The organism is Lonepinella sp. MS14434, assembly GCF_042468235.1.
Taxonomy (GTDB): domain Bacteria; phylum Pseudomonadota; class Gammaproteobacteria; order Enterobacterales; family Pasteurellaceae; genus Lonepinella.
In genome coordinates this window covers 888,039-913,570 of record NZ_CP170386.1, presented here as the reverse complement: position 1 = coordinate 913,570, position 25,532 = coordinate 888,039, and the positions used below count along the sequence as shown (strand labels likewise).

22 protein-coding genes are annotated in these 25,532 nt (G+C 39.2%); 9 read left to right on the top strand and 13 right to left on the bottom strand.

The genetic code is table 11. The features are described from left to right. Nucleotides 1-108: 108 nt before the first annotated feature. The 3 genes from O1Q79_RS04480 to idnD are packed head-to-tail and all read right to left on the bottom strand — an operon-like array spanning nucleotide 109 to nucleotide 3,291. A complete protein-coding gene (locus O1Q79_RS04480; RefSeq protein WP_386693170.1) occupies nucleotides 109-1,458 on the bottom strand; it encodes a GntP family permease in 1,350 nt (449 codons plus the stop codon). Nucleotides 1,459-1,473: 15 nt separating this feature from the next. Then, nucleotides 1,474-2,238, bottom strand: coding sequence for a gluconate 5-dehydrogenase (idnO, locus tag O1Q79_RS04475; RefSeq protein WP_386693169.1), 765 nt, complete (start codon nucleotides 2,236-2,238; stop codon nucleotides 1,474-1,476). A 12-nt stretch (nucleotides 2,239-2,250) separates the two neighbouring features. Continuing rightward, entirely contained in the window at nucleotides 2,251-3,291 is a 1,041-nt protein-coding gene (gene idnD / locus O1Q79_RS04470; RefSeq protein ID WP_386693168.1) for an L-idonate 5-dehydrogenase, read from the bottom strand. 245 nt (nucleotides 3,292-3,536) lie between these two features. Between idnD and O1Q79_RS04465 the strand changes: the two genes are divergently transcribed. Beyond that, a complete protein-coding gene (locus O1Q79_RS04465; protein ID WP_386693167.1) occupies nucleotides 3,537-4,064 on the top strand; it encodes a gluconokinase in 528 nt (175 codons plus the stop codon). 26 nt (nucleotides 4,065-4,090) lie between these two features. Here O1Q79_RS04465 and gntR read toward each other — a convergent pair whose 3' ends face one another. Next, nucleotides 4,091-5,092 (bottom strand): gluconate operon transcriptional repressor GntR, encoded by a 1,002-nt coding sequence (gntR, locus tag O1Q79_RS04460; RefSeq protein ID WP_386693166.1) that lies wholly within the window; start codon nucleotides 5,090-5,092, stop codon nucleotides 4,091-4,093. 102 nt (nucleotides 5,093-5,194) lie between these two features. On the opposite strand from gntR, the gene selD reads away from it, so the two are divergent. Further along, nucleotides 5,195-6,253 carry a selenide, water dikinase SelD gene (gene selD, locus O1Q79_RS04455; RefSeq protein WP_386693164.1) on the top strand — a complete coding sequence of 353 codons (1,059 nt, stop codon included), beginning with the start codon at nucleotides 5,195-5,197 and terminating at the stop codon, nucleotides 6,251-6,253. Between the two features lie 154 nt (nucleotides 6,254-6,407). Here the strand turns inward: selD and dxs are convergent, their stop codons facing one another. The 4 genes from dxs to O1Q79_RS04435 are packed head-to-tail and all read right to left on the bottom strand — an operon-like array spanning nucleotide 6,408 to nucleotide 10,995. Next, nucleotides 6,408-8,264, bottom strand: a complete 1,857-nt coding sequence (gene dxs / locus O1Q79_RS04450) for a 1-deoxy-D-xylulose-5-phosphate synthase (RefSeq protein ID WP_386693163.1) — start codon at nucleotides 8,262-8,264, stop codon at nucleotides 6,408-6,410. 44 nt (nucleotides 8,265-8,308) lie between these two features. Then, nucleotides 8,309-9,205 carry a (2E,6E)-farnesyl diphosphate synthase gene (gene ispA / locus O1Q79_RS04445; RefSeq protein WP_386693162.1) on the bottom strand — a complete coding sequence of 299 codons (897 nt, stop codon included), beginning with the start codon at nucleotides 9,203-9,205 and terminating at the stop codon, nucleotides 8,309-8,311. Further along, on the bottom strand, nucleotides 9,192-9,455 hold the full coding sequence (gene xseB / locus O1Q79_RS04440) for an exodeoxyribonuclease VII small subunit (protein ID WP_386693161.1): 264 nt from the start codon (nucleotides 9,453-9,455) through the stop codon (nucleotides 9,192-9,194). The genes ispA and xseB overlap by 14 nt, the downstream gene beginning before the upstream one ends. 58 nt (nucleotides 9,456-9,513) lie before the next feature. Next, on the bottom strand, nucleotides 9,514-10,995 hold the full coding sequence (locus O1Q79_RS04435) for an RNA-binding domain-containing protein (protein WP_386693160.1): 1,482 nt from the start codon (nucleotides 10,993-10,995) through the stop codon (nucleotides 9,514-9,516). 111 nt (nucleotides 10,996-11,106) lie between these two features. Between O1Q79_RS04435 and thiI the strand changes: the two genes are divergently transcribed. From thiI to O1Q79_RS04420, 3 genes are all read left to right on the top strand, one after another. Next, nucleotides 11,107-12,555, top strand: a complete 1,449-nt coding sequence (gene thiI / locus O1Q79_RS04430; RefSeq protein ID WP_386693159.1) for a tRNA uracil 4-sulfurtransferase ThiI — start codon at nucleotides 11,107-11,109, stop codon at nucleotides 12,553-12,555. 66 nt (nucleotides 12,556-12,621) lie between these two features. Further along, nucleotides 12,622-12,957: a type II toxin-antitoxin system RelE/ParE family toxin gene (locus tag O1Q79_RS04425; RefSeq protein ID WP_386693158.1), complete on the top strand. Its 336-nt coding sequence runs from the start codon at nucleotides 12,622-12,624 to the stop codon at nucleotides 12,955-12,957. A gap of 13 nt (nucleotides 12,958-12,970) precedes the next feature. Continuing rightward, nucleotides 12,971-13,297: a helix-turn-helix domain-containing protein gene (locus O1Q79_RS04420; RefSeq protein ID WP_386693156.1), complete on the top strand. Its 327-nt coding sequence runs from the start codon at nucleotides 12,971-12,973 to the stop codon at nucleotides 13,295-13,297. 26 nt (nucleotides 13,298-13,323) lie between these two features. Here O1Q79_RS04420 and O1Q79_RS04415 read toward each other — a convergent pair whose 3' ends face one another. Next, a complete protein-coding gene (locus tag O1Q79_RS04415) occupies nucleotides 13,324-14,031 on the bottom strand; it encodes a class I SAM-dependent methyltransferase (RefSeq protein WP_386693155.1) in 708 nt (235 codons plus the stop codon). A gap of 23 nt (nucleotides 14,032-14,054) precedes the next feature. On the opposite strand from O1Q79_RS04415, the gene gloB reads away from it, so the two are divergent. Next, nucleotides 14,055-14,756: a hydroxyacylglutathione hydrolase gene (gloB, locus tag O1Q79_RS04410; RefSeq protein WP_386693154.1), complete on the top strand. Its 702-nt coding sequence runs from the start codon at nucleotides 14,055-14,057 to the stop codon at nucleotides 14,754-14,756. 52 nt (nucleotides 14,757-14,808) lie between these two features. Here the strand turns inward: gloB and O1Q79_RS04405 are convergent, their stop codons facing one another. Beyond that, nucleotides 14,809-16,242 (bottom strand): sucrose-6-phosphate hydrolase, encoded by a 1,434-nt coding sequence (locus O1Q79_RS04405; protein ID WP_386693153.1) that lies wholly within the window; start codon nucleotides 16,240-16,242, stop codon nucleotides 14,809-14,811. 162 nt (nucleotides 16,243-16,404) lie between these two features. Here O1Q79_RS04405 and O1Q79_RS04400 point away from each other — a divergent pair, with 162 nt between their 5' ends. Together O1Q79_RS04400 and scrK are read left to right on the top strand one after the other, a co-directional pair. Beyond that, the gene (locus O1Q79_RS04400; RefSeq protein WP_386693152.1) at nucleotides 16,405-18,327 is read left to right on the top strand and encodes a glucose PTS transporter subunit IIA; all 1,923 of its coding nucleotides are present in this window, start codon (nucleotides 16,405-16,407) and stop codon (nucleotides 18,325-18,327) included. A 119-nt stretch (nucleotides 18,328-18,446) separates the two neighbouring features. Beyond that, nucleotides 18,447-19,325 (top strand): fructokinase ScrK, encoded by an 879-nt coding sequence (scrK, locus tag O1Q79_RS04395; RefSeq protein ID WP_386693151.1) that lies wholly within the window; start codon nucleotides 18,447-18,449, stop codon nucleotides 19,323-19,325. Nucleotides 19,326-19,422: 97 nt separating this feature from the next. Here scrK and O1Q79_RS04390 read toward each other — a convergent pair whose 3' ends face one another. Continuing rightward, the gene (locus O1Q79_RS04390; RefSeq protein WP_386693150.1) at nucleotides 19,423-20,628 is read right to left on the bottom strand and encodes an aromatic amino acid transport family protein; all 1,206 of its coding nucleotides are present in this window, start codon (nucleotides 20,626-20,628) and stop codon (nucleotides 19,423-19,425) included. 298 nt (nucleotides 20,629-20,926) lie between these two features. Between O1Q79_RS04390 and O1Q79_RS04385 the strand changes: the two genes are divergently transcribed. Further along, a complete protein-coding gene (locus O1Q79_RS04385) occupies nucleotides 20,927-22,240 on the top strand; it encodes an NCS2 family permease (protein ID WP_386686404.1) in 1,314 nt (437 codons plus the stop codon). Nucleotides 22,241-22,323: 83 nt separating this feature from the next. Here the strand turns inward: O1Q79_RS04385 and mrcB are convergent, their stop codons facing one another. Both mrcB and znuB read right to left on the bottom strand, forming a co-directional pair. Next, nucleotides 22,324-24,669 (bottom strand): penicillin-binding protein 1B, encoded by a 2,346-nt coding sequence (gene mrcB, locus O1Q79_RS04380; RefSeq protein WP_386693148.1) that lies wholly within the window; start codon nucleotides 24,667-24,669, stop codon nucleotides 22,324-22,326. A 70-nt stretch (nucleotides 24,670-24,739) separates the two neighbouring features. Then, nucleotides 24,740-25,525 (bottom strand): zinc ABC transporter permease subunit ZnuB, encoded by a 786-nt coding sequence (znuB, locus tag O1Q79_RS04375; RefSeq protein ID WP_386686399.1) that lies wholly within the window; start codon nucleotides 25,523-25,525, stop codon nucleotides 24,740-24,742. Between the last annotated feature and the right edge of the window lie 7 nt (nucleotides 25,526-25,532).

The window sequence follows — 25,532 nt, the reverse complement described above, 5'->3', positions numbered from 1 at the left end:
TGTGATTATTTTTAGAAAATATTTATTAAATATTCTATTTTTATAGATTATTTCTAATAAAAACTGCGGTGGTTTTTACCGCAGTTTTTTTGAATGTTAATGAGAAGATTAAAGTAAAATACTACCAATCACAGATAATCCAAAGCCCACCAAACCAATCAAGGTTTCTTGCACTGTCCAAGTTTTAAACATGGTTTTGGTGTCAATTTCAAGGAAACGGCTGACTAACCAGAAACCACTGTCGTTGACGTGAGCGAGAACTGTCGCCCCTGATGCAATGGATATTACAATAAAGCATAAATCAAATTCACTTAATCCTGTCGTTGCAGCAACGGTTGGTGCGATTAATGCAGATGTGGTGGTAATAGCTACTGTTGCCGAACCTTGAGCTACACGTAAGGCAGTGGAAATTAAGAATGCAGCGACAATGACGGGCATACCTGTATCGGAGAGCATATTTGCTAATACATCACCAATACCACTGGCACGTAATACGCCACCAAACATACCGCCAGCCCCAGTGACCAACACGATAGCACAAATTGGGCCCAGTGCGTTGTCGCAGATTTTTTCAATTTGTTCTACGCTACGTTGTTCTTTTAACAGCAGGATAGTGACGAGCAAGGTAATCAACAATGCCACGGGGGTTTTACCGAGTAAACGTAGGCTTTCCACCCAAAGATCTGTGCCGTTCACGATTTTCATCACTTCCAAGGTGTTTAAGACGGTGTCTAACATAATTAAACATAGTGGGAGCAACAGGATAAACAACACTTTGCGGAAACTTGGCGGATTTTGTACCGCAGTTTCGCTAATCGGAGCAGCATTTAAAAAGGATTTTGGCAAAGGTAAATGGAATTTACGCCCTAAAAATGTACCGTATAAATAGGCGGCGAAATACCAAGTTGGCAAGGAAATAACAATCGCCACAATGGTAAGCAAGCCGATATTTGCCCCGAGTAAATCCCCTGAAGCTACAGGACCAGGGTGCGGTGGTAAGAAAGCGTGAGTGACGGCAAATGCCCCAGCGGCTGGGAACGCATAACGGAATAATGAACCGCCGAATTGTTTAGCAACGCTAAAGATAATCGGCAACATCACTACAAGACCCGCATCAAAGAAAATCGGAAAACCGAATAGTAAAGAAGCTACGCCTAAAGCAAAAGGAGCTCTTTTTTCGCCGAATTTATTGATAAGGGTGTCGGCAAGCACTTTCGCACCGCCTGTGATTTCAAGCAACCGCCCGATCATTGCGCCTAAACCCACTAACAATGCAACGCTGGCAAGTGTGCCACCGAAACCGCCGAGCATGGTTGGCAGAATTTTGCTCACAGGCATGCCTGTAACCAGTGCAACTAACAGGCTAACTAAAACTAATGCCACAAAGGCATGCACTCTGAACTTGATAATAAGTAACAGTAACAGAGCGATTGATCCAATAAGAGTTAGAATTAACATAGTGTTTTCCTTATATTAAACCGCAGCCAACATACCACCGTCCACAAACAATAAATGTCCGTTGACGAAGTCAGATGCTTTTGAACTTAAAAAGACCGCTGCACCGATCAATTCTTCAGGATTTCCCCAACGGGCAGCAGGGGTACGTTTGCATAGCCAGTCGGAAAATTCTTTGTTTTCAACCAACGGCTTGGTTAGCTCGGTTTTGAAATAACCTGGAGCAATGCCGTTGACTTGAATGTTATAGCGAGCCAGTTCTACACACATGCCACGAGTGAGCATTTTCACCGCTCCTTTGGAAGCCGCATAAGGCGTGATAGTGTCACGTCCCAGTTCGCTTTGCATAGAACCAATATTGATGATTTTGCCTTGTTGGCGTTTCACCATATAACGAGCCACAATTTGCGATACGATAAATACGGATTTTTGATTGACCCGAATCACTTCATCATATTCCTGTTCAGGAAATTCACAGAATGGATGACGGCGTTGGATGCCAGCGTTATTAATTAGCACGTCAATCGCCCCGATATGTTGCTCAATATGATCTACCGCTTGTTGCACGGCTTGGGTGTCGGTGATGTCAAATGCCACAGCCTGAGCTTTATAGCCTTTGGCGTTGAGTTCATCAGTAACGGCTTGGGCTTTTTGTTGGTTTGTGCCGTTGATAATCACTTCTGCCCCTTGTTCCGCCACGCCTTCCGCAAGCAAGCGACCAATACCACGAGTAGAGCCTGTGATTAAAATGCGTTTATTGTTTAGGGAAAATAAATCTTTCATTATGAGCGTCCTTTAAAATGTGAGTTGCACTTTGGAAATTTCATTTTTGTTGGTGGCGGTTTGTAACGCCTGTTCCAACTGGTTAAAATCAAAGGTTGCCGAATGGAGCGGAGTCGGATCAATTTTGCCTGAACCGAGCCATTCCACGGCAGTGTTAAATTCTTCTACAAAGCGGAATGAGCCTTTCCAGTTGATTTCTTTGGCGATTAAGGTCATGGCATTAAATTGTGGCACAGCACCGCCCATGCCAATTTGAATCACTGTGCCACGAGCTTTGGCCACGGCAAAACAGCGTTCAATGGAAGATGGATGTCCTGATGCTTCAAAGCACACATCAAATTCGCCTTTGTGAGCCAAATAGTCGCTAAAATCACCGTCTTGAGCGTTTAGCACTTTGGTTGCTCCCATTTGCACGGCTAAATCTAAGCAACGTTGGCTGATATCTGTACAGACAATTTCTGCCACCCCCAAGGCTTTTACCGCCGCTACAGTTAAACAGCCAATGGGTCCAACCCCAGAAATAAACACTTTTTTACCTTGCAATTCGCCTGCTTGTTTGGCGGCGTGAATGGTTACCGCCAAAGGTTCGGCAAATACCATAATTTCATCTTTGGCATCTTGCGGATAAGGGATACATTGAGCATTGTCCACCACTTTATATTTAGTAAAACCGCCGTCAACGTGGGGGGTATACATCGCACTGCCAAAGAAACGCATTGTTTCACATTGATTGTTTTCACCACTCAGGCAATATTTGCACTGTTGGCAAGGCTTGCTTGGATTAATTGCTACTTTTTGCCCAATGTATAAATGGGGATCGTTGGTTTTCTCAATAATACCAATGACTTCGTGACCTAAAATCATCGGGTGTTTGACTTCAAAATTGCCCACTTTGCCGTGTAAATAGTAGTGCAAGTCAGAACCGCAGATTCCGCCACGAGTGATTTTTATCAAAGTTTGATCCGCACTTTTTTCGTCAAATTCAATTTCTTGTGGGATTATGTCAACGGATTTTGCCCCTTTGACCACACAAGATAGGGTGTTTATGTTCATTTTTTGAGTCCTTTTTGCTTGGTATATTGTTTTGTTACGGGTAACGTTACCATTTTTGCCATTTTGGTAAAGTATCTTTTGTTAAAATTGTGATATAGTTCACAATTTTTTTGAAAAAAGTTAAAATTTGTTCAAGAGAAAATAAAAATTTGTGATCAAGATCACAAAAATAAATGTTACCAGTAACTGCTTTGTCAATTTCTTGGTTAAAATACATTAAATTCAAAATTTAAAAGGAAAATTTAATGAGTGAAACAAGATGTCAAGGCTCAACTTTTATTTTAATGGGCGTGTCCAGTACAGGTAAAACGTCTGTTGGCACGGCAGTGGCAAATAAATTAGGATTAAAACTCATTGACGGCGACGATTTACACCCAAGATCCAATATTATCAAAATGGGACGAGGGCATCCGCTTAATGATGAAGATCGCTTGCCTTGGCTGGAACGTATCCGAGATGCCGCTTTTAGTTTGGAACAAAAAAGCGAAAAAGGCATTATTGTGTGTTCTGCCTTAAAGAAAAAATACCGTGATTTGATCCGTGATGGCAATAAAAATGTCAAATTTCTATTTTTACACGGCAGTTTTGAGCTGATTTTGCAGCGAATGAAACAACGCAAAGGGCATTTTATGAAAGAAGAAATGCTGAAAAGCCAATTTGATACCTTGGAAATCCCACAAGCGGATGAGCCTGATGTAATTGCGATTGATATTGATGGCAGTTTTGATGAAGTGGTGGAGCGATGTGTGCGGGCGTTGGAGCCGTTGTTGTAAAAAGTGCGGTGATTTTGGGCTGGATTTTACACCGTTTCCCCTAAATGAATATCGTACCCCAAATTAATAATACGGCTTTGTTGGGGAATACCGTTAATTCGATTAAGTAATTCTTGAGCAGCGACTTTGCCAATTTCCAATCTTGGGGTGATCACTGTTGCGAGTTGTGGCGTGAGTGATTGCCCTACGTCATGTCCATGAAATCCCGCAATAGCAATTTGTTCAGGAACTTGAATACCTAAACGTTGACATTCAAATAATGCTCCAATAGCTAAGTCATCATTAGTACAAAAAATACCATTGATTTCAGGATGTTGCTTTAAGGCTTGTTGTAAATATTCCGCCCCTAGGGTAAAAGATGAGGCTTGCAATGATCCAATCGTCATTGGCGTTAAATGGTACTTTTTCATTGCCATTTTATAGCCTTGCTGTTTTAACAAGGTGCGTTTATCTTGGCGAGAGGAAAAATATACAATATGTTGATAGCCACGCAAAATCATGGTTTCAACCATGGCTTGTGCTGCAGCAATATTATCAAAGCCCACCACTTGCTGAATGCCCAATTCCGTGGTATCCATAATTTCAATCACGGGAATATTGGCAATTTCCAACATTTTTAAGGTGCGTTTACTGTGTTGATTTTCTGCTAGAATCAAGCCGTCCACATTATAGGACAGCAGGCTTTCAATCCGTTGTTGTTCTTTTTGTTGACTATAACCATAGTGAGCCAACATGGTTTGATAGCCCGCTTGATCGGTGATAATCTCAATGCCTTTTAATACATCCGCAAACACTGCATTGGTTAAAGATGGTAATAACACACCAATCGCCCGACTTTTTGCATTAGAAAGCATATCGGGTGCCTTGTTCGGAATATAACCAAATTGCTCAATGGCAACCGCAATCCGTTCCCCAGTTTCAGCCGCTACAGTATCTGGATTGCGTAAATAGCGACTGATGGTCATTTTAGTAATACCGAGATGATTAGCAATATCTTGTAGGGTTGGGCGTTTTTTCTTGGCTTGCATAAATAAACTGTAAATCAATGTGTTTTGTGGAATTATAATACACTAAATTGGCAAAATTACAGTATAATCATTCATTATTTCGTGACAAAAAGGACATACACAATGACAAACACATCAACAGAAAATATTCGCCTAACACAATACAGCCATGGGGCAGGCTGTGGTTGTAAAATTTCACCGAAAGATTTGCAAAATATTTTGCAGTCGGAATTGGAAAGATTTGCTGATCCGCATTTGTTGGTGGGTAATGATACGGCAGATGATGCGGCAGTTTACGATATTGGAAATGGTGTTGGTATTATCAGCACCACGGATTTTTTCATGCCGATTGTGGACGATCCTTTTGATTTTGGACGTATTGCGGCGACCAATGCAATCAGCGATATTTATGCCATGGGCGGTAAACCGATAATGGCGATTGCGATTTTAGGTTTTCCGTTGAAATTGTTACCTGTGGACGTAGCACAAAAAATAGTCGATGGTGGGCGTTTTGTGTGCCATCAAGCAGGGATTTCCTTAGCTGGCGGTCATTCTATTGATGCACCCGAACCGATTTTTGGCTTGGCGGTAACGGGGATTATTGACACCGAAAAAGTGAAGAAAAACGCCTCGGCTACAGCAGGTTGTCAGCTTTATTTAACCAAACCATTGGGAATTGGCATTTTGACCACGGCAGAGAAAAAAGGTAAGTTGCAGGAACAACATAAAGGGCTTGCCACGGCGACAATGACGAAATTGAATAATATTGGTGCGGAATTTTCAAAAATTGATGGTGTAAAAGCCATGACCGATGTGACAGGGTTTGGTTTATTGGGACATTTGTTGGAAATGTGCGAAGGGGCTGATTTACAGGCAGAAGTACAATTTAATCAGCTTAAAACCCTTGATGGCGTATTGGATTATATTGCTCAAGGTTGTACACCCGGTGGCACAGACCGCAATTTTGCGAGTTATGGGCATAAAGTGTCGGCATTAACCGATGTACAAAAAGCAATTTTATGCGATCCACAAACTTCGGGTGGTTTGTTAATTGCTATTGAACCGCAAGTTCATCAACAAGTTTTTGATGTGGCTCAACAAGCAGGAATTGAATTGATACCAGTTGGTCGTTTAATTGAAAAAACAGATGAAAGTGCGGTGAAAATTCAAGTAATTTCTTAATACCCTAAAAGAAAAAAACCGCTATCAAATAGGATAGCGGTGAATCTTTAAAATAAAGAATTTGAAAAAAACGACTGCGATATAAAGGATCATCAAGATATGCAGTGCACTAGCTATTATTCAGACTGGTTATTCTGCAAATAGTTCAGATTTTTTAAATATTTTTGCAAAATTTTTCAATTTGTCTTGCAATACCCTCTGCATCTAACCCAATTTCCGCCAACATTTCTGCCTGTGTGCCTTGTGCAATAAACTGATCGGGCAGACCGAGATGTAAAACTGCAGTGTTTTTTTGTTGAGAAAATAGCACTTCCGCTACACCTGATCCGGCTCCTCCTAGAATGGCATTTTCTTCTATGGTCACAATCAGATCATGGGTTTCCGCAATATGCTTAATACAATCTACATCCAACGGTTTAACAAAACGCATATCAATCACGGTTGCATTAAGTTTCTCTGCAACTTCCAACGCATTCGGTAATAATGTGCCAAAATTCAAGATAGCAATTTTTTCCCCTTGCTTAACAGGTTTTGCTTGCCCGATCACTAATTCGTGTAATGGTTCAAGTTTCACACCAACTGCATTACCACGAGGATAACGCACTGCAGCGGGCTGACCACATTGATAGCCCGTGTAGAGCATTTGACGGCATTCGTTTTCATCACTTGGGGTCATTATGATCATATTAGGAATACAACGCATAAAACTTAAATCAAATGCCCCTTGATGAGTTTGCCCGTCCGCTCCCACAATACCCGCACGGTCAATAGCAAATAGTACGGGCAAATTTTGAATAGCGACATCGTGGATTAATTGATCGTAGGCACGTTGCAAGAAAGTAGAGTAAATGGCAACAACAGGCTTATAACCACCTATTGCTAAGCCAGCCGCAAACGTCACGGCATGTTGTTCCGCAATGGCAACATCAAAATATTGTTCGGGAAAACGTTCAGAAAATTCTACCATGCCCGAACCTTCACGCATGGCAGGCGTAATTCCTACTAATTTTTCATCTTTTTCTGCCATTTCACATAACCAATCACCAAAGATTTTGGAATAAGTTGGTTTACTACTGGATTTAGGTAATTCGCAACAGCTTGGATCGAACTTCGGTACACCATGATAACCAATGGGATCTTTTTCCGCTGGGGCGTATCCTTTGCCTTTTTTGGTACGAACGTGTAAGAATTGTGGACCTTTGAGATCTCTCATATTGCTTAAAGTAACGACTAAATCATCAATATTATGTCCATCAATAGGACCAATATAGTTAAAACCGAGTTCTTCAAATAAGGTACTTTCAGGAGAGAACATTACACCTTTCATGTGTTCTTCAGTTTTTTTCATAAAGTTTTTAATCGTAGGAACTTTATTTAAAATTTTCTTGCTACTATCACGTACCGTAGAATAAATTGAGCCTGAAAAAAGACGTGCAAGATGATTATTCAACGCCCCGACATTTTTAGAAATGGACATTTCATTATCATTTAAAATGACTAACATATCAGTATGCACAGCACCTGCATGATTCAGGGCTTCAAACGCCATACCTGCTGTGATGGCTCCATCTCCAATGACACACACCGTTTTTCGCCCTGCATTTTCTTTTTCAGCGGCAATGGCAATACCTAAACCTGCACTAATTGATGTAGAAGAATGTCCCACGCTTAATACATCAAATTCGCTTTCTTCACGCCACGGAAAAGGGTGTAAACCGTCTTTTTGGCGAATAGTTGACATTTGCTCACGGCGACCCGTTAGAATTTTATGCGGATAGGCTTGATGTCCTACGTCCCAAATTAATTGATCGAATGGGGTTTTATATATGTAATGTAATGCCACAGTTAGCTCAACACAACCTAAACCAGAAGCTAAATGACCACTACTTTGGCTCACGCTTTCGAGTAAATATTGGCGTAATTCATTGCATACTTGGGGGAGTTGTTCTTTGCTTAATGAACGCAAATCATCAGGTGAATTAATATGTGAAAGTAGCGAGTAATCAGTCATAAGGTTATGGGTTTAATGTTAATGATAAAATTGGGTGTATTCTACTAGCTTTTTCGGCTAACTACAAATTCCGCTAAAGATAACAGAGCGGTGGTATCAAATGGCATTTCTGCCAGATTTTGCGTCGCAGTTTGATATAACTCGTGTGCTTTTTGTTTTGCACCATCAAGTCCGAGCAGTTTGGGATAAGTGCTTTTACCTAAATCCAAATCCGATCCCACTGGTTTACCGATTTCTGTTTGTTCGCCCACAATATCCAAAATATCATCTTGCACTTGAAATGCCAGTCCGATCGCTTTGGAATAGTTTTCAAGCTGTTGAGCCAATTTTTGATTACCAAATTCAGGCGAACAGATAAAACCCATAGTAACTGCACAACAGAGTAATGCCCCTGTTTTATTGCGATGAATAGTTTCTAATTCTGCTAACGACACCTGTTTATGCTCTGACAGCAAATCTAAACTTTGCCCTAAACACATTCCTTGCACCCCAGATGCACGGCTTAATACCTGCACTAACGCTAATTTTTGCTCAACGGAAAGTGCGGTGTTTTTGGTTAGAATTTCAAAGGCAAAGGCTTGTAAGGCATCACCTGCCAAAATGGCGGTGGCATGATCAAAGGCAATATGGCAAGTTGGCTGCCCGCGTCTTAAATCATCATTATCCATGGCGGGTAAATCATCGTGAATCAAAGAATAAGCATGAATACATTCCAATGCCGCCGCCGCATAATTTAACGCTGTCATCTCTGCCCCGAGCATTCGCCCAGTGGCATACACCAAAAATGGACGAATCCTCTTGCCGCCAAGCAATAAACCGTATTTCATCGCATCGGCTAAAGGTGAGGGCGAGCAATCAATTTCATCAAATTGTGCTAGCATAAAATCGTTAATACGTTGCTGAATATCTGCTAAATCTTGCTTAAAATTATAAACCGTCATCTTGCTGTCCTTGTTCATAATCACTGAGTTCTGCGGTGGCATTTTTTTGTAATAAAATCTGAATTCGTTGTTCAGCTTGTTGTAACCGTTGCTGTCCCTGTTTCGCCAGATTTACGCCGCTTTCAAAGGTTTTTAACGCCTCTTCTAAAGGCAAATCGCCACTTTCTAATTGATTAACCACCTGTTCTAATTGAGCAAGCGTGTTTTCAAAATCTAATTCATTTTCTGCTTCTTTTGGTTTACGTGCCATTTTTTATTCCTGTTATTTGCTAAAGTTTAATTATTTTACAAGAAAATAATTAAGTGGGTTATTCTTTTAATTCCCAATGACCGTGTTTACCACGTCCAACATAATTTAATTCACTAATTTCGCTAATATAACGTTCAATGGTTTTTTTACTCATTCCCAGCTCATTTGCTATTGATTGCCTTGTTATTCTAGGATCTAGTTTTATTTTTTCTTTAATAAATAGGATAATTTTATCTTTGTTATTTTCTTGAAGGACATCTTGAGCGACATCTTGAGCGACATCTTGAGCGACATCTCGAGCGACATCTTGAGCGACATCTTGAGCGACATCTTGCAATTCAGCATTTTTTCCGACTTTATGGGTCGCTATGGGTTGCAACGGAATTTCAATTTTAAATATTTCCCCCTCAGTAAAAGTGGGTTTAGATTGCGAATAAAGTTGGGTGTATTTATAGGTATTCCGCATTCCAGAGCCTAATTCATCTGCCAAGCCAATTTCTCGAAATACTTTTGAAATAGTCGGATTTTTTGGAAAAGGTTCAAAACGCTGTAAATCTAATGTACCAATACCGTGCGGGAGATTGCTGTTTTCAATAGTAATTTTATCTTCTTCAATAATCATTTTGGCAGGAAAACCACCTGAATAGTCACGGTGAGCAAGCGTGTTTGACACAATTTCTCGCAAAATGCGATCTCTGGCACTCACATTAAAAATACCGTCTAACACAAACAGATCATTTAAATGTTTTTGCCCAAATTGAATAAGCCGTTGATAGCTATCAATTAAATTTGTTGTAATGACATCGCGATCATCATAACGATCCTTATTTTCTACCCGAAAAATAGCATCTGTTTTATGTTGTGGTAAGACGGACATAATCGCATTTTCCTTACCAAACAGCAAAATCGCCGCCAGCGTAATTCCTTCTTTATTGGTTTCAGGATCGATCAAAATCAAATTCGCACTACGTAGCATTTCTTCATTGTTCATTTCGCCCCAAGCGTGATGTTGATTTCGTCCTAATGCCATTTTTCGAGCTTTTTCAATCACCGCTTGATCAAGCAAATCAAGGGGTAAATTTGGATAAACTTTATTGACAAAATAACTGCCTTGCTTGCGAGTGTAGAGTTTGTAAACCTGTTCCGCTTGATCGGTAATATTAATATCGCCTTCAAATGAGCGATCCCAAATTCGCCCATTATGCCGACAGACTTGCGTTCCTTCAGGTACTCGCAGATAAATAATGGTTTTACCCTCTATTTCTATCGGCACAGGGGTTAAATATAAAGGTGGGTAAATTTTTTGTGGATTGTTGATCGCCGTAGTGAGTTCTTTAATGATTTTATCTTGCTTGTCCTGATTTACCCCTACAATCACTTTTTGATCGTTCACCCCAAGAAAAATATGCCCACCAATGCGATTATTGAAAGCACAAATCGTATCAAAAATATCTTTTGTCAACGCATTTTGCGATGCTTTAAATTCCACATTGATTTTCTCACCGAATTGAATCAGCTCTCGTAGTGCTTGTTTTTCCACGATGTCCCCTTTGAATGAACGGCTTTGCGTAGCAGTATTCTACTTGATTTTTCCCGAATATAAAAATTTCCTGTATAATGCCCGAAATTTTTTAGTTTAAAGAGCAATCCAATGAAATTTATCATCAAACTTTTCCCTGAAATCATGATTAAAAGCGACAGCGTGCGTAAGCGGTTTATTAAGATTTTAACTAGCAATATTCGCCAAGTGTTAAGCAAGCACGATGATACATTGGCGGTGGTTCGTCATTGGGATTTTATTGAAGTGCGGTCAAAAAATGAAGAATTTCGACCGCAGTTAATTGAGCTAATTGGGCGAATTCCAGGGATCCATCATTTTTTAGAAGTGGAAGAAAAACCGTTTACCGATTTACACAATATTTTTGAGCAAACTTTGCAACAAGTGGGCGACAGCCTAAATGGCAAAACTTTTTGCGTACGAGCCAAACGCCGTGGGCAACATTCTTTTAGTTCGCTAGAAATTGAGCGTTATGTGGGTGGTGGGTTAAATCAGCATATTGAAACTGCCAAAGTGAAATTGAAAAATCCTGATGTTACCGTGCGAATTGAAGTAGAAAATGACAAATTAATCTTTATTAAACAACGCTTTGCTGGCATTGGCGGTTATCCGATAGGTACGCAAGAAGATGTGCTTTCCTTGATTTCGGGCGGTTTTGATTCGGGTGTGTCTAGCTATATGCTGATTCGCCGTGGTAGTCGTGTGCATTATTGCTTTTTCAACCTTGGCGGTGCAGCACACGAAATTGGCGTGAAACAAATGGCGTATCATATTTGGCAGCATTATAGCAGTTCTCATAAGGTACGCTTTGTTGCGATTAATTTTGAGCAAGTTGTGGGCGAGATTTTGGAAAAAGTGGATAACGGGCAAATGGGCGTGGTGTTAAAACGCATGATGGTGCGAGCTGCCAGCCGAGTTGCTGAACGGTTTGCTATTGAAGCGATTGTTACGGGGGAAGCCTTAGGGCAGGTATCGAGCCAAACGCTGACTAATTTACGTTTGATTGATGAAGCCGCCAGTGCGTTGGTGTTACGACCATTGATTACCCACGATAAAGAGCAAATTATTGCCATAGCAAAACAGATCGGCACGGACGATATTGCAAAATCCATGCCTGAATTTTGTGGGGTAATTTCTAAAAATCCAACGGTAAAAGCGATTCGGGCAAAAATTGAAGCCGAAGAACAAAATTTTGATTTCAACGTATTAGAAAGTGCGGTGCAAAATGCACAATATTTAGATATTCGTCAAATTGCCGAGCAAACCGAAAAAGATGTGGTGCAAGTGGATACCGTTTCTGTGTTAGGCGAAAATGACGTGATTTTAGATATTCGTAGTCCAGAAGAAATCGATGAAAAACCGCTGGTATTAGACGGCAAAACCATACAATTAATGCCATTTTATAAACTTAGTTCACAATTTGGTAATCTTGACCAAAGTAAAAATTATGTACTGTATTGCGAACGAGGAGTAATGAGCAAATTGCAGGCGTTGTATTTGAAAGAGCAAGGATTTGCGAATGTGTTGGTGTTTGGGCGTTGATTTTATCATTGCTAACTATACGCAAAAAGAGTATGATTTATAGTATGTAATTTATATAGGGATTGTATGAAACTAACATTTATTGAGTTAATGCCTTTTGAAGAATATCGTAAAGAGTTTTTGAGTGATGAAGAATTTAGATTATTTCAAAATGAATTAATGGATAATCCTGAAAAAGGTGAATTAATTCCAGGATTAGGCGGATTAAGAAAAGTGCGTATTGCTGATAGCTTACGCCATAAAGGAAAGCGTGGCGGGGCAAGAGTTATTTATTATTACTATGTTGTTAAAAATCGGATTTATTTTGTGACCGCTTATGGGAAAAATAAACAAACTGATATTACCAATGAACAAAAACAAAACTTAAAATTTGTTGCTGAACGAATTAAAGCGTTATTATAAGTAAGGATTATTTATGGCAAGTAAAGATACCAGTTTATATGAAGATTTAATGACAGGGTTATTGCAAATAGAACAACACTTGCAAGGCAAAATCACCCTAAAAACAACCACATTAGAACTACCAGATGATAAGCCCGTAGATATTTCGGCAACAGAAGTAAAAACTATTCGAGAAAAACTCAATCTCTCTCAAGCGGTTTTTGCCAAAAAATTACGTACCAGTGTACGGACATATCAAGGCTGGGAACAAGGAAAGTCTAAACCTAACCCACAAGCGGTATTATTATTAAAAATGGTAGATAAATCACCTGCTATTTTTGAACAGATTTCTCGTCTTTAAGATTAAAAGGTGCGTTCTTTCGCACCTTATATCTCATGTTTTTCCACTTCTCGAAACGCTCCCACTGGCTCACCCTGAAAAATCTTACTTGGATCAAATCGCTGTTTTTGTGGTTGCAAACTCAATGGATAGGTTTGTTTTTTTGCCACAATCGCAAACAGATTACCTAAAGTTTGTTGTTGAATAATTTCAAAATTGAGTAAATGTAACCAGTCAATAATACGACAAGGCAAAAAATGGCGGAACGGTAACGCTGGATTTTGAGGTTGATTTATTTTTTGTTTGAACAGTAATCCGCTAAAAGGGTTGAAAATTGACAAAAACAAATAACCATCATCGGTTAAAATTCGTTGAATTTCCCGTAACAGTTGATGCGGATCTTGTATAAAATTGAGAGTGTTGGCGGATATACAAACATCTACGGATTGGCTTTCAAAAGGCAATTCAATCAAATCCCCCTGAATTAGAGAATAGCTGTTTCGGTTAGATAATGCGGTTAAATGACTATTTATTTCGGGACTTAGCACAAAATGATAGGGAAGTGACATTTTACATTCTAGCTCGGCACTTAATCCACCTAGGCGAACTAATTGTTTTCCTGTTATTAAGGGCGAAAATTTGGCAAAATAATCCCCAAGCGTTTCGCAATATTGTTCGCCTTTTGGTAATTGTTGCCAACTAGACGGTAATTTAAACGCTTTCGCTGATTTCGCTTGCCAACGTATTTGTGCCATATTCAACCTTAGAGAGAGAAACAATGTTAAAAGCAATTCCTGCCCGTAATGATAACTATATTTGGCTTTATTCACGAGATAATTTATCGATAATTGTGATCGATATTCCTGAAATTAAGCCTATCTTATCATTTTTTGAACAAAATCCCTATAAAATTACCGCACTTTTCTTAACCCATAACCATAATGACCATGTTGCTGGTGTGACAGAATTTAAACGCTATTTTCCTGATGTGCCGATTATTGGTCCAACTGAATGTGCGTATTTGGGCTTAACGCAAGTAGTGGATAGGGGGAAAATTGAATTAAATGATTATCACATTGAAGTCATTCCAACGGGAGGGCATACGACAAATCATGTGAGTTTTTTGGTTGACGGTCATTTATTTTGTGGTGATTGTTTATTTTCAGCGGGTTGTGGTCGAGTGTTTACGGGGGATTATCAGCAGATGTTTGAATCTATTCAACGCTTAAAAGCCTTGCCTGATGATACGTTGATTTGTGCTGGACACGAATATACCTTAGCGAATTTAGCGTTTGCAGAAACCGTATTAGAAGATAAAAGTGCGGTGCAAAAGCATAAAGTTTTGGTTGAATCCTTGAGAAAACAAGGGTTGCCGAGTATGCCAACGACTTTATTGTTAGAAAAGGAAATTAATCCATTTTTGCAGGCAGAAGATTTACCACAATTTATTAAGTTTAGACAAGATAAAGATAAATTTTAATCAAGATATAAGGGTGCAAGTAAAATGCACCCTATACTTACTTAGATCTACATTATAGTTGATATAAATAGCCCGTTGGATTGCCTTGTTTAATGGTAATTCCTGTTTGCTCTGCATTCGGAAAAACACGTCCAGAAAAGACCTTTTCACCGCCATTGATAAAGATTTCAAACACTGATTTATCTATAAAAATACGAGCCGTAGTTGCTTGTTTTTCAATTTGACAAGAGCGAACGGTACCAAATTTTTCTGCAAATTTTTCACCGCAGTTTGAGCGATCTACAATGATTTCACCTTTAGTGGTATCAACGATAATAGTTAATCCGTTACCATTTTTATCCGCCATTAATACTATTTCATGACAAGTATTTTGTGCGAAATTGAGTTCTAATTCGTAAATATTATTGGTGTGTTGTCGTTCAGCAAAAGTAGCTTGGGTGGTTCTCAAATTCACCATGCCTGCCACAGGATTTTGACATAATTTGCCATTCTTAATAGAAAGCTGTTTAACTAAAGAAAGGCAGCCTTGATAATCATATTTATCCGTTGGATATTCCATATCTGGCAAGGCTAGCCAACTGATACATAACGCTCGACCATCAGGGGCATTAAAGGCTTGTGTCGCGTAACATTCAAAGCCGTAATCTAATTGTTGTAATGGGGTAGGATTGATGAGTTTTGCTTGTTCTACATCAAGATTATCACCGATTTTGAATATATTTGGATAAATATTTTGATAATCCAACACGGACTTATCTAAGCCTTGCGGACAATAGATTAAGACTGGCTTGTCAGCGACAAAAACAATATTCGGGCATTCCATCATATAGGCAGTGTTATCATTGGCAAAATCAAGATCATTGACGTAATCCCATTGCTGGTAGTCATTATTACGTGCTTTGTAGAGCTTAATAATACCTTTTTTCGCTAAATTTTGACCGCCCACAATGGCATAATATTGTCCATGATAATCAAAAATTTGAGGGTCACGGAAATGATCGGTAACATCATCAGGTTGCTCAATGAGTATTTTATTGAGCTTTTCAATGTTGCCTTTCTGATCCATTAACGCCCCAATTTGATAAGGGTGACGCACCCAATTTTCATCACGTACATTGCCCGTGTAAAAGAGAAATAATTTATCACCGAATTGCATGGCGGAACCTGAGTAAGCACCATGACTATCTAAAGGGGTATCGGGATACATGACGGTGCCAGTTTCTTTGAAATGCACAAGATCAGTGCTTTCCGTGTGTACCCAAGATTTTAAGCCATGAGCGGCACCGAAAGGAAAATATTGGTAAAACAAGGTGAATTTACCATTAAAATAGGAAAAACCGTTCGGATCGTTGAGTAAGCCGTGTGGAGTTTCAATATGGAAATGTGTTCGCCACGGTGAAAGTGCGGTGTTTTTTTTAATTTTTTCGATATACTCCGCTGACCAGTCAGCATAAGCACGATAACGTTGTTCTGTAGTAAATGCCATAATTCTCTCCAATGATGATATTTCCTTGTATAGTACCGAATATTTAGCTTTTGAAAAAGCAATATTTGACAGGATAAACCGAATAAATATTCGTTTAATTTGTCAGCAAAAAATGATAAAGTGAGCGAAGTTTATTAACCCTTATCTTATGGAGATTTTGCAATGATGAATGATACAGAAATTGCAAAGAAAATTGTCGAAGCCATTGGAGGCTTTGACAACGTGCAAAGTTTTGCACATTGTGCGACTCGTTTACGTATTATGGTAAAAGATGAGTCAAAAATTGATAAAGATACTATCGAAGACTTGGATAAAGTCAAAGGAGCATTCTTTAATTCAGGACAATATCAAATTATTTTGGGGACAGGGACAGTAAACAAAATTTATGCGGAAGTAATGGCATTAAATGGTGGTTCAAACCAAACGACACAAACTGCCGCACCAGCTCAACCACAAGGGCATTGGTTTAAACGTGCGATTCGTACTTTTGGTGATGTTTTCGTGCCATTGTTACCAGCAATCGTTGCAACAGGTTTATTTATGGGGGTGCGTGGAGCCATTAACAATGATGCGATCTTGAGCCTTTTCGGCACAACCTCCGCTGCTTTTTCTGCTTCACATTTCTATATTTATACCCAAGTATTAACAGACACTGCCTTTATTTTCTTCCCTGCATTAATTTGTTGGTCGGCTTTCCGTGTATTCGGTGGCAATCCTGTGATTGGGTTAGTTTTAGGGTTAATGATGGTAAGTCCTGCTTTACCAAATGCGTGGGCTGTTGCTTCTGGTGGTGCTGAACCGATTTACTTCTTTGATTTTATTCCTGTGGTGGGCTATCAAAACTCCGTGTTGCCTGCGTTTTTCGTGGGTTTAATTGGGGCGAAATTTGAGCAATGGTTTAGCAAAAGAGTGCCTGATGTATTAGCATTATTAGTGGTGCCATTTACCACGTTTTTAGTGATGTCTATTTTAGCCTTATTGGTGATTGGTCCGATTTTCCATACTGTGGAAAACTATGTATTAGCAGGCACCAAATTCTTATTAGCCTTGCCTTATGGTATTTCAGGATTGATTATTGGTGGGGTGCATCAAGTCATCGTTGTTACTGGTGTACATCATATTTTCAACTTGCTTGAATCTCAACTTATTGCTGCAGACGGACAAGATCCATTTAATGCGATTATCACAGCGGCGATGACAGCTCAAGCAGGGGCAACCTTAGCTGTAGGTTTCAAAACCAAATCCTTGAAATTAAAAGCCTTGGCTTATCCAGCCGCCCTTTCTGCAGGGTTAGGAATTACTGAACCTGCGATCTTCGGGGTTAATTTACGCTATGGTAAACCATTTATTATGGGTTTAATTGCAGGGGCATTTGGTGGTTGTTTAGCTTCCATTTTAGGGCTTGCAGGTACGGGCTTTGGTATTACCATTATTCCAGGTTCATTACTTTATCTTAATGGGCAAATTCTGTCTTATGTCATTATGGTGTTGTCAACCACAGCCGTAGCCTTTGCGTTGACCTATATGTTTGGCTATGAAGATGAAAAGCCAACAGAGAAAAAGGTTAAACCAAAAACAGAAGAAAAAAACACCGCAGTTGAAACCCCTGCAGCGGTGGCAAGTAAACCTGTAGAGGAAATCTTACTTGCTCCAATGACAGGTGAAATTGTTGCTTTAGAAAATGTGAATGATCCTGTTTTTTCATCTGGCGTAATGGGCGATGGTCTAGCGGTGAAACCAACCGAAGGCGTGGCTTATGCTCCAGCCGATGCGGTGGTTGAAATTGTTCATGGTACGGGTCATGCTTATGGTTTAAAAACAACAAATGGCACAGAAATTTTAATCCATATCGGTATTGATACGGTGAAAATGAAAGGTGACGGTTTTGAGCCATTGGTAAAAGTAGGTGATAAAGTAAAAGCGGGTACACCTTTAGCCAACTTTGATTTAGCTAAAATTGCGGCAGCTGGATTCGATCACACTACAGTGTTGATTATTACCAATACAGATCAATTTAGTGCAGTCAAAGGTATTGCTCAAGGAAATGTTGCCCATGGTGATAATTTCTTGAAAGTAGTAAAATAACATTAATTTGTAGGGTTGGATCGATATGTCTGCCCATTGATTAATCAAGTATAATTTGTGGGCGAACAAATGGGTTCGCCCCTACGTTATTTGTAACAGTAGAATAAAGAGAATTAATTATGACAAAATTATATGGCAGCCTTGAAGCTGGCGGCACAAAATTTATTTGTGCAGTGGGGGATGAGCAGTTTAACGTAGTGGAAAAAGTACAATTTCCAACTACAACACCAGATGAAACTCTCGCTCAAACAGTCGCTTTTTTCCAACGTTATGCAGATCGTTTACAAGGTATTGGGATTGGTTCATTTGGTCCGATTGATATTGATAAAAATTCACCAACCTACGGTTATATTACCACCACACCAAAGCCAAACTGGGCAAATGTAGATTTAGTAGGAACCATTAAGAAATCGGTTAACGTACCTTTTTATTTTACCACAGATGTTAATTCATCTGCTTTTGGTGAAATCCTTGTCCGTAAAAATGTGACGAGTTTAGTTTATTATACGATTGGCACGGGCATTGGTGCGGGTGCTATTCAACATGGTGAATTTGTTGGGGGGATTGGTCATACCGAAGCAGGTCACGTTTTAGTGGCGTTACATCCACAAGATCAAGCTAAAGGTTTTTACGGTACCTGTCCTTTCCATAAAAATTGTTTAGAGGGTTTGTCTGCTGGTCCATCGTTAGAAGCTCGTTCTGGTATTCGTGGCGAATTAATTGCTCAAGATTCTGATATTTGGGATATTCAAGCCTATTATATTGCACAAGCTGCCTTACAAGCGACCCTATTATATCGTCCACAAGTGATTGTATTTGGCGGTGGTGTCATGGCTCAACATCACATGTTGCAACGCGTTCGTAAGCAATTTGCTGAACTGTTAAATGGCTATGTGCCAGTACCTGATTTGAATGAATATATTGTTATCCCTGCGGTAGCGGAAAATGGTTCGGCTACTTTAGGTAATTTTGCTTTGGCAAAACAAGTCGCTCAATAAGATCAGGTATCGTGGACAAAAGTGCGGTGAAAAAATCATTATTTTTCACCGCACTTGTACTATTCAAAGGTGTATTGTCATACACCTAGATTTCATTCTAACCGATGACATTCGGTAAATAACCTGCCTGAATTAAGAATGGAACATTAATAATTAACACACCAAGTAATAAAGCAATGAGTAAAGAAATGTTGCCACCGATGACTCGATAAGGCATATCTGGATAACGTTTTCTTGCACGCCACACCATACCCACAGGTAATACTAAACCGTAGAATGTAAACATTTGTCCAGCAAAAGCTAATACGGATAAGAAATCATTATAGAACAAAGCGAAGAATAACACAGGCACAAAGGTTAATAAGCCTAAAGATAGACGGTTAGATTTAATCTTTACTCGTTTTAGTAAGTCATCTAAGCAATCAAATAAGGCGAGTGCAACGCCTAAGAAAGATGTGATCAAGGCAAATAATGAGAATAAACGTACTGACCAACCGATAAAATGGCTGCCCGTGATATGCGTTACCGCTTTGATTAATCCGCCTAATGTAGGTTCTTGATTAAGAATTTGTACAAATTCAGATTGTGTCAATACGCCATGAGTTGACATTTGCCACATAATATAGAGTGCTAAAGGCAACCCTGTTCCCACAATAATAGAGGTTCTTAAACGGGCAACATTACCTTCTAAATATCGGTTGATACTTGGAATGACCACATGGAAACCAAAAGATGTAAAGAAAAATGGACTAGCCGAAATTAATAATGCTTTATCTAATGGGATTGCCATCAGATTATCCATCGTCACTTTAGGGAGCATGAGGAATAATAACACGACAAATGCAGCTAATTTGGCAATAAATAGTAGGCGAGTGGCAATATCAACATGTCCTGTGCCTGCAATAATAAAAATCGCAAAAAATACCGTAAAGATAACTGAAATCGCTGTACCATATTCGGTTAAAGCAGGCAACACGGTGGAGATTAAATCGCTACTCATTAATACATAAACGGTGAGAATAGCGTACATAAAAATGACTAACGCCAAAGTAGCTAACACTCGACCAGTCATACCAAAATATTGTTCGGCTAGGGTAGCGATTCCCGCATCTTGGCGTTCTGCTTTTTGATAAACTTCCACAAATAGTAATGCACTATAACATAATAATATCCAAAGCATCACTAACAATGCCACGGTATAGCCAAAACCCATTCCAGCTGATGTTAATGGCATTGACACCATACCCGCACCGATTGTTGTGCCTGCAACAATTAATGCACTACCAAAGGTTTTACTTCTCATATAGCTTTCCTTAAGTTAAGTAAAAATAAATGATAAAAAAGTACCGTCATTCTAACGAGAATTTTTATTTTTGTAAGAAATTTTTATACCATTTTGCTATTTTTACGCATTATTTATAGAAAATAATAAAAAAGTGCGGTTTAATTTTGGAAAATATTTAACACACTCATAGAAGCTACGATTTTACTGGAGATAACCAACTTAATTTGCAGATAAAAATATTTTACGCAAACGTTTACTATTTTGTGCTTTCAGGTAGAATACGCTTTTTTCCAACTTAACTCATTTAGGAAGTTTTATGTCTTTAGAACAACAGTTCGAGCTTTCTGCTCGTGGTTCAAATATTCGTCAAGAAATTATCGCAGGACTTACCACCTTTTTGGCGATGGTTTATTCAGTTATTGTGGTGCCAAATATGCTTAGTCAGGCTGGTTTTCCAGCAGAAAGCGTATTTATTGCCACCTGCTTAGTTTCTGGTTTAGGTTCAATCTTAATTGGCTTATGGGCAAATGCTCCAATGGCGATTGGTTGTGCTATTTCATTAACCGCATTTACGGCATTTAGTTTAGTTATCGGGCAGCAGGTGAGTATTCCTGTCGCTTTGGGAGCGGTGTTCCTAATGGGGGCAGTGTTTACTTTAATTTCTGCCACTGGCATTCGTTCTTGGATTTTGCGTAATCTTCCGTCCAGTATTGCTCATGGTGCAGGGATTGGTATCGGTTTATTTTTACTCTTAATTGCGACTAGTGGCGTAGGTATTGTGGTATCAAATCCAAACGGAACCTTAGTTAAATTAGGTGAATTTACCTCTTTCCCTGTATTGATGTCATTAATCGGCTTGGCGTTGATTGTTGGCTTAGAGAAAATGAAAGTAAAAGGTGCAATTCTTTGGGTGATTATTGCGATTACTATTATCGGCTTAATTTTCGATCCGAATGTGAAATTCTCAGGTGAAGTGTTTAAAATGCCGAGCTTTGGCGAACAGTCTTTATTCTTACAATTAGATATTATGGGTGCATTGCAACCTGCGATTTTGCCCGTGGTTTTTGCCTTGGTGATGACCGCGGTATTTGATGCCACAGGAACTATTCGTGCGGTAGCTGGGCAAGGTAATTTGTTAGATAAAGACGGACAAATTATTAATGGCGGTAAAGCGTTAACATCGGATTCTGTGAGTAGTTTATTCTCGGGTATTTTCGGTACAGCACCTGCGGCAGTATATATTGAATCGGCGGCGGGAACAGCAGCTGGAGGAAAAACGGGGATCACCGCCATTGTGGTCGGCATATTATTCCTGTTAATGTTATTTTTCCAACCTTTGGCTTTTTTAGTACCAAGTTACGCTACCGCTCCAGCCTTAATGTATGTAGGCTTGTTAATGTTAAGCAATGTGAGTAAATTAGATTTTACTGATTTTGTCGGTGCAATGAGCGGTTTAATTTGTGCGGTATTTATTGTGTTAACCGCCAATATCGTGACTGGGATTATGCTTGGTTTTGCTGCATTAGTGATCGGTCGAGTAGTATCTGGCGAGTTCAAAAAACTCAATATTGGCACAGTGTTAATTGCGATTGCTTTAGTAGCATTTTATGCTTGTGGTTGGGCGATTTAGTTTTTAGCTAATTAGCATAAAGTGCGGTGGATTTTTGATGATTTTTCAATCAAAATACACCGCACTTTTTTGTTCGCTATTATTTAACCAGCAGGTTTGGCATCTTCAACAGGTGCAGGCGTTTTACGTGGGGTCGATAGTAAAATAGTTGGATCTATTGTTGATGAAGCACAGAAATCCTGCTCTTTATTTGCCCAAACAGGAATATTCCGTGCAGGGCTGTAGCAGTTCCAACTACCATAGCTATTAATCCCTACCCATTTAATTCCATCTACTTTTTTCAGTTCTAATGGGCTGACTTCGGCACGTTGTAAGTAATTCTTATAAATTTCCAATGCACCACTTGCACCAGTTAAACCCGTTTCGCCATTATCGTCACGTCCTAACCAAACAGTTGCTACGTTTTCTCCATCAATACCCACATACCAAGTATCACGAGCATCATTGGTTGTGCCTGTTTTTCCTGCAAGATGTAAGCGAGCAAAATCATTTTGTAAACTACGAGCCGTGCCACGCTCTACTACTTGTTGCATAGCATATAAGGTTTGTACTGTTGCTTGGCTTGGTACAACTTGCTCAGGTTCAGTTTGATGTTGGTAAATCACTTCACCTTGACGGTCAGTAATAGTGTTAATAGTGCTTAATGGAATTTTGCCACCATTATTCGCAATCACTTGGAATAATTTTGTTACATCATAAGGTGAAATACTATAGGAACCTAATAACATAGCGGGTACTTTGGGAATAGAAACCTGATCCCAGCCCATAGCTTGCTGGGTTTCAATCACCTTGGTTAATCCTACTTTCATGCCAATATTGACCGTTGGAATATTAAGCGAACGAGTTAACGCATCTATTAATAATACTGATCCGCTATATTTATGGTCATAGTTTTTTGGTTGCCAAGGTGGACTACCTTTTATATTAATGGTAATTGGTTGGTTATTAATCGGACTATTCAATCTAAACCGATCAGGATCGGAAAGTGCGGTTAAATAAATGGAAGGTTTAACTAAAGAACCGATTTGACGTTTTGCCATAAATGCACGGTTAAAGCCAGCATACTGGGTTTGTAATCCGCCAACAATGGCTCTAATTTCACCTTTTTGATAATCTGCGATGACCATTGCAGATTGTAAATGTGGATTTTTCACTTTCAACTGTAATTTTTGTGTAGCGTCCACAACCGCTTGTTCAGCGTAGGCTTGTTGTTTAACATCAAGGGTAGTGAAAATTCTTGCCCCCAATAAACTGGAAGATTTATTTTCTCCCAAATTTTGGCGTAATTCAGATTGCAATGTTTGAATAAATGCAGGATAGGGGCGAGTAACCGAGCCTTTTTCTTGCACGCCTAATGGACGTTGGCTTAACAAATCAAATAATTCTTGGTCGATCATTTTATGTTCTAACATTAAGCCTAACACAACATTACGGCGTTCTTTCGCATTAGTTGGATTACGCCAAGGATTATACAATGATGGACCTTTCACCATGCCGACTAATAAAGCTATTTGATCTAAGCTGATTTCTCGCACTGGGCGACCAAAAAAGAAATGGCTCGCCAGCTCAAAACCGTGAATTTGGGTGTCACCATTTTGACCAAGATAAATTTCATTAAGATAGGTTTCTAAAATGGTGTTTTTGTCGTAGCGTAAATCCAACATAATAGCCATTAAGGCTTCGTTAATTTTACGTGTAATCGAACGTTCATTAGTTAAAAATAAATTTTTGACTAATTGTTGCGTTAGGGTACTTCCACCTTGTACAGTTTGACCCGCACGAATATTGCTGATCATAGCACGAGCAATACTGATAAGACTGACACCTTGATGTTCATAAAAACGGCGATCTTCGGTTAAAATTAGGGTATCAATTAATAGTCGTGGATAATTTTGTAATGGAATGGCTAGGCGTTCTTCATTATCAGATTGCAACATTGCCACTAATTTGGGGGCTAAACGAAATTCATCAATCGTCACTTGATTGACTAAATCTTCAATAACCGTTAATTTCTCATCACTAAAGCGTAAACGAATTACCCGTTGTGGTTCCATTTTATCAGGAAACGGAAATGATCGACGTAATAACACGATAGTATCATTTTCAATTTTAAAATCCCCAGGAGCAGCCACAAAGCTGGTTTGACGATAATCGTTATTGAGTAATAATTGTGTAACATCATTTAGGGTTAGATTATCTTGCAAACGAACACTTTCAATACGGCTATATACTTCGGCAGGTAAACGCCAAATTTGTCCATCCATTTTGGAACGAATTTGCCAGTCTAAATAAGCTCCATAAAAAACTGTAAGCATTCCTATACTGAAAATGGCTTTAGCAAAAAATAATTTCCATTTATGTCGTTGGCTAAAAGGAATTTTTGCTGGCGTTTGTTCTGTTGAAGGATTTTTTTCTTGTTCGGTTGACATTAATTTACCTAATAAATTCTAAACTTGCCCTAGTCGATAAACTCATTCTAGCATAGAAATATTACTCATTTTAACTGTTTTCTTTTTTAAGTAGTGAAAATAAAAACAGTACACTTGATGCAACTACTACCGATGGTCCCGATGCCGTATTATACAATGCGGAAAGAGTTAATCCCAAACTCACCGCAATCATACTAATGATTACCGCAATTATTGCCATGCTTTCTGGCGTACGAGCAAAACGTCTGGCGGTGGCTGCTGGAATAATCAATAATGAAGTAATAATTAATGCCCCGACAAATGTCATACTTAATGCGATAGTAAGTGCGGTTAAAATCATTAAAATAAATCGCATTCTTTTTACATTAATGCCTTCCACTTGAGCCAGTTCAGGGCTAACAGTAATTGAAATCAGTGGTCGCCAAAAATAGAGTAATAGGCTTAATACCACAGCAACGCCAACCCCAATATAAATGAGATCATCAAAGTTGACCGCCAGTAAATCACCAAACAAATAACCGATCAAATCCACGCGTACATTTTGTAATAATTGTACGGTAATCACCCCAAGGGAAAGACAGCTATGAGCAATAATGCCGAGCAAAGTGTCCACCGAAAATTGGGTATTATTTTCTAACCAAACCATCGTAATGGCTAAAATCAGGGTGAGCGTTAAAATGGCAATGTAAGGATTAATTTGGAAGAAAATCCCTAATGCCACCCCGAGCAGGGCAGAGTGAGAAAGGGTATCACCAAAATATGCCATTTTCCGCCACACCACAAATGCCCCTAAAGGTGCAGTAATAAACGACAATAAAATACCAGCAAGCCAAGCTGGGAAAATAATTTCAAACATATCTTTC

Coding starts and splice junctions, on each gene's coding strand:
- O1Q79_RS04480 (WP_386693170.1), bottom strand. CDS start 1,458: ATGTTAATTCTAACTCTTATTGGATCAATCGCTCTGTTACTGTTACTT.
- idnO (WP_386693169.1), bottom strand. CDS start 2,238: ATGAAAGATTTATTTTCCCTAAACAATAAACGCATTTTAATCACAGGC.
- idnD (WP_386693168.1), bottom strand. CDS start 3,291: ATGAACATAAACACCCTATCTTGTGTGGTCAAAGGGGCAAAATCCGTT.
- O1Q79_RS04465 (WP_386693167.1), top strand. CDS start 3,537: ATGAGTGAAACAAGATGTCAAGGCTCAACTTTTATTTTAATGGGCGTG.
- gntR (WP_386693166.1), bottom strand. CDS start 5,092: ATGCAAGCCAAGAAAAAACGCCCAACCCTACAAGATATTGCTAATCAT.
- selD (WP_386693164.1), top strand. CDS start 5,195: ATGACAAACACATCAACAGAAAATATTCGCCTAACACAATACAGCCAT.
- dxs (WP_386693163.1), bottom strand. CDS start 8,264: ATGACTGATTACTCGCTACTTTCACATATTAATTCACCTGATGATTTG.
- ispA (WP_386693162.1), bottom strand. CDS start 9,205: ATGACGGTTTATAATTTTAAGCAAGATTTAGCAGATATTCAGCAACGT.
- xseB (WP_386693161.1), bottom strand. CDS start 9,455: ATGGCACGTAAACCAAAAGAAGCAGAAAATGAATTAGATTTTGAAAAC.
- thiI (WP_386693159.1), top strand. CDS start 11,107: ATGAAATTTATCATCAAACTTTTCCCTGAAATCATGATTAAAAGCGAC.
- O1Q79_RS04425 (WP_386693158.1), top strand. CDS start 12,622: ATGAAACTAACATTTATTGAGTTAATGCCTTTTGAAGAATATCGTAAA.
- O1Q79_RS04420 (WP_386693156.1), top strand. CDS start 12,971: ATGGCAAGTAAAGATACCAGTTTATATGAAGATTTAATGACAGGGTTA.
- O1Q79_RS04415 (WP_386693155.1), bottom strand. CDS start 14,031: ATGGCACAAATACGTTGGCAAGCGAAATCAGCGAAAGCGTTTAAATTA.
- gloB (WP_386693154.1), top strand. CDS start 14,055: ATGTTAAAAGCAATTCCTGCCCGTAATGATAACTATATTTGGCTTTAT.
- O1Q79_RS04405 (WP_386693153.1), bottom strand. CDS start 16,242: ATGGCATTTACTACAGAACAACGTTATCGTGCTTATGCTGACTGGTCA.
- O1Q79_RS04400 (WP_386693152.1), top strand. CDS start 16,405: ATGATGAATGATACAGAAATTGCAAAGAAAATTGTCGAAGCCATTGGA.
- scrK (WP_386693151.1), top strand. CDS start 18,447: ATGACAAAATTATATGGCAGCCTTGAAGCTGGCGGCACAAAATTTATT.
- O1Q79_RS04390 (WP_386693150.1), bottom strand. CDS start 20,628: ATGAGAAGTAAAACCTTTGGTAGTGCATTAATTGTTGCAGGCACAACA.
- O1Q79_RS04385 (WP_386686404.1), top strand. CDS start 20,927: ATGTCTTTAGAACAACAGTTCGAGCTTTCTGCTCGTGGTTCAAATATT.
- mrcB (WP_386693148.1), bottom strand. CDS start 24,669: ATGTCAACCGAACAAGAAAAAAATCCTTCAACAGAACAAACGCCAGCA.
- znuB (WP_386686399.1), bottom strand. CDS start 25,525: ATGTTTGAAATTATTTTCCCAGCTTGGCTTGCTGGTATTTTATTGTCG.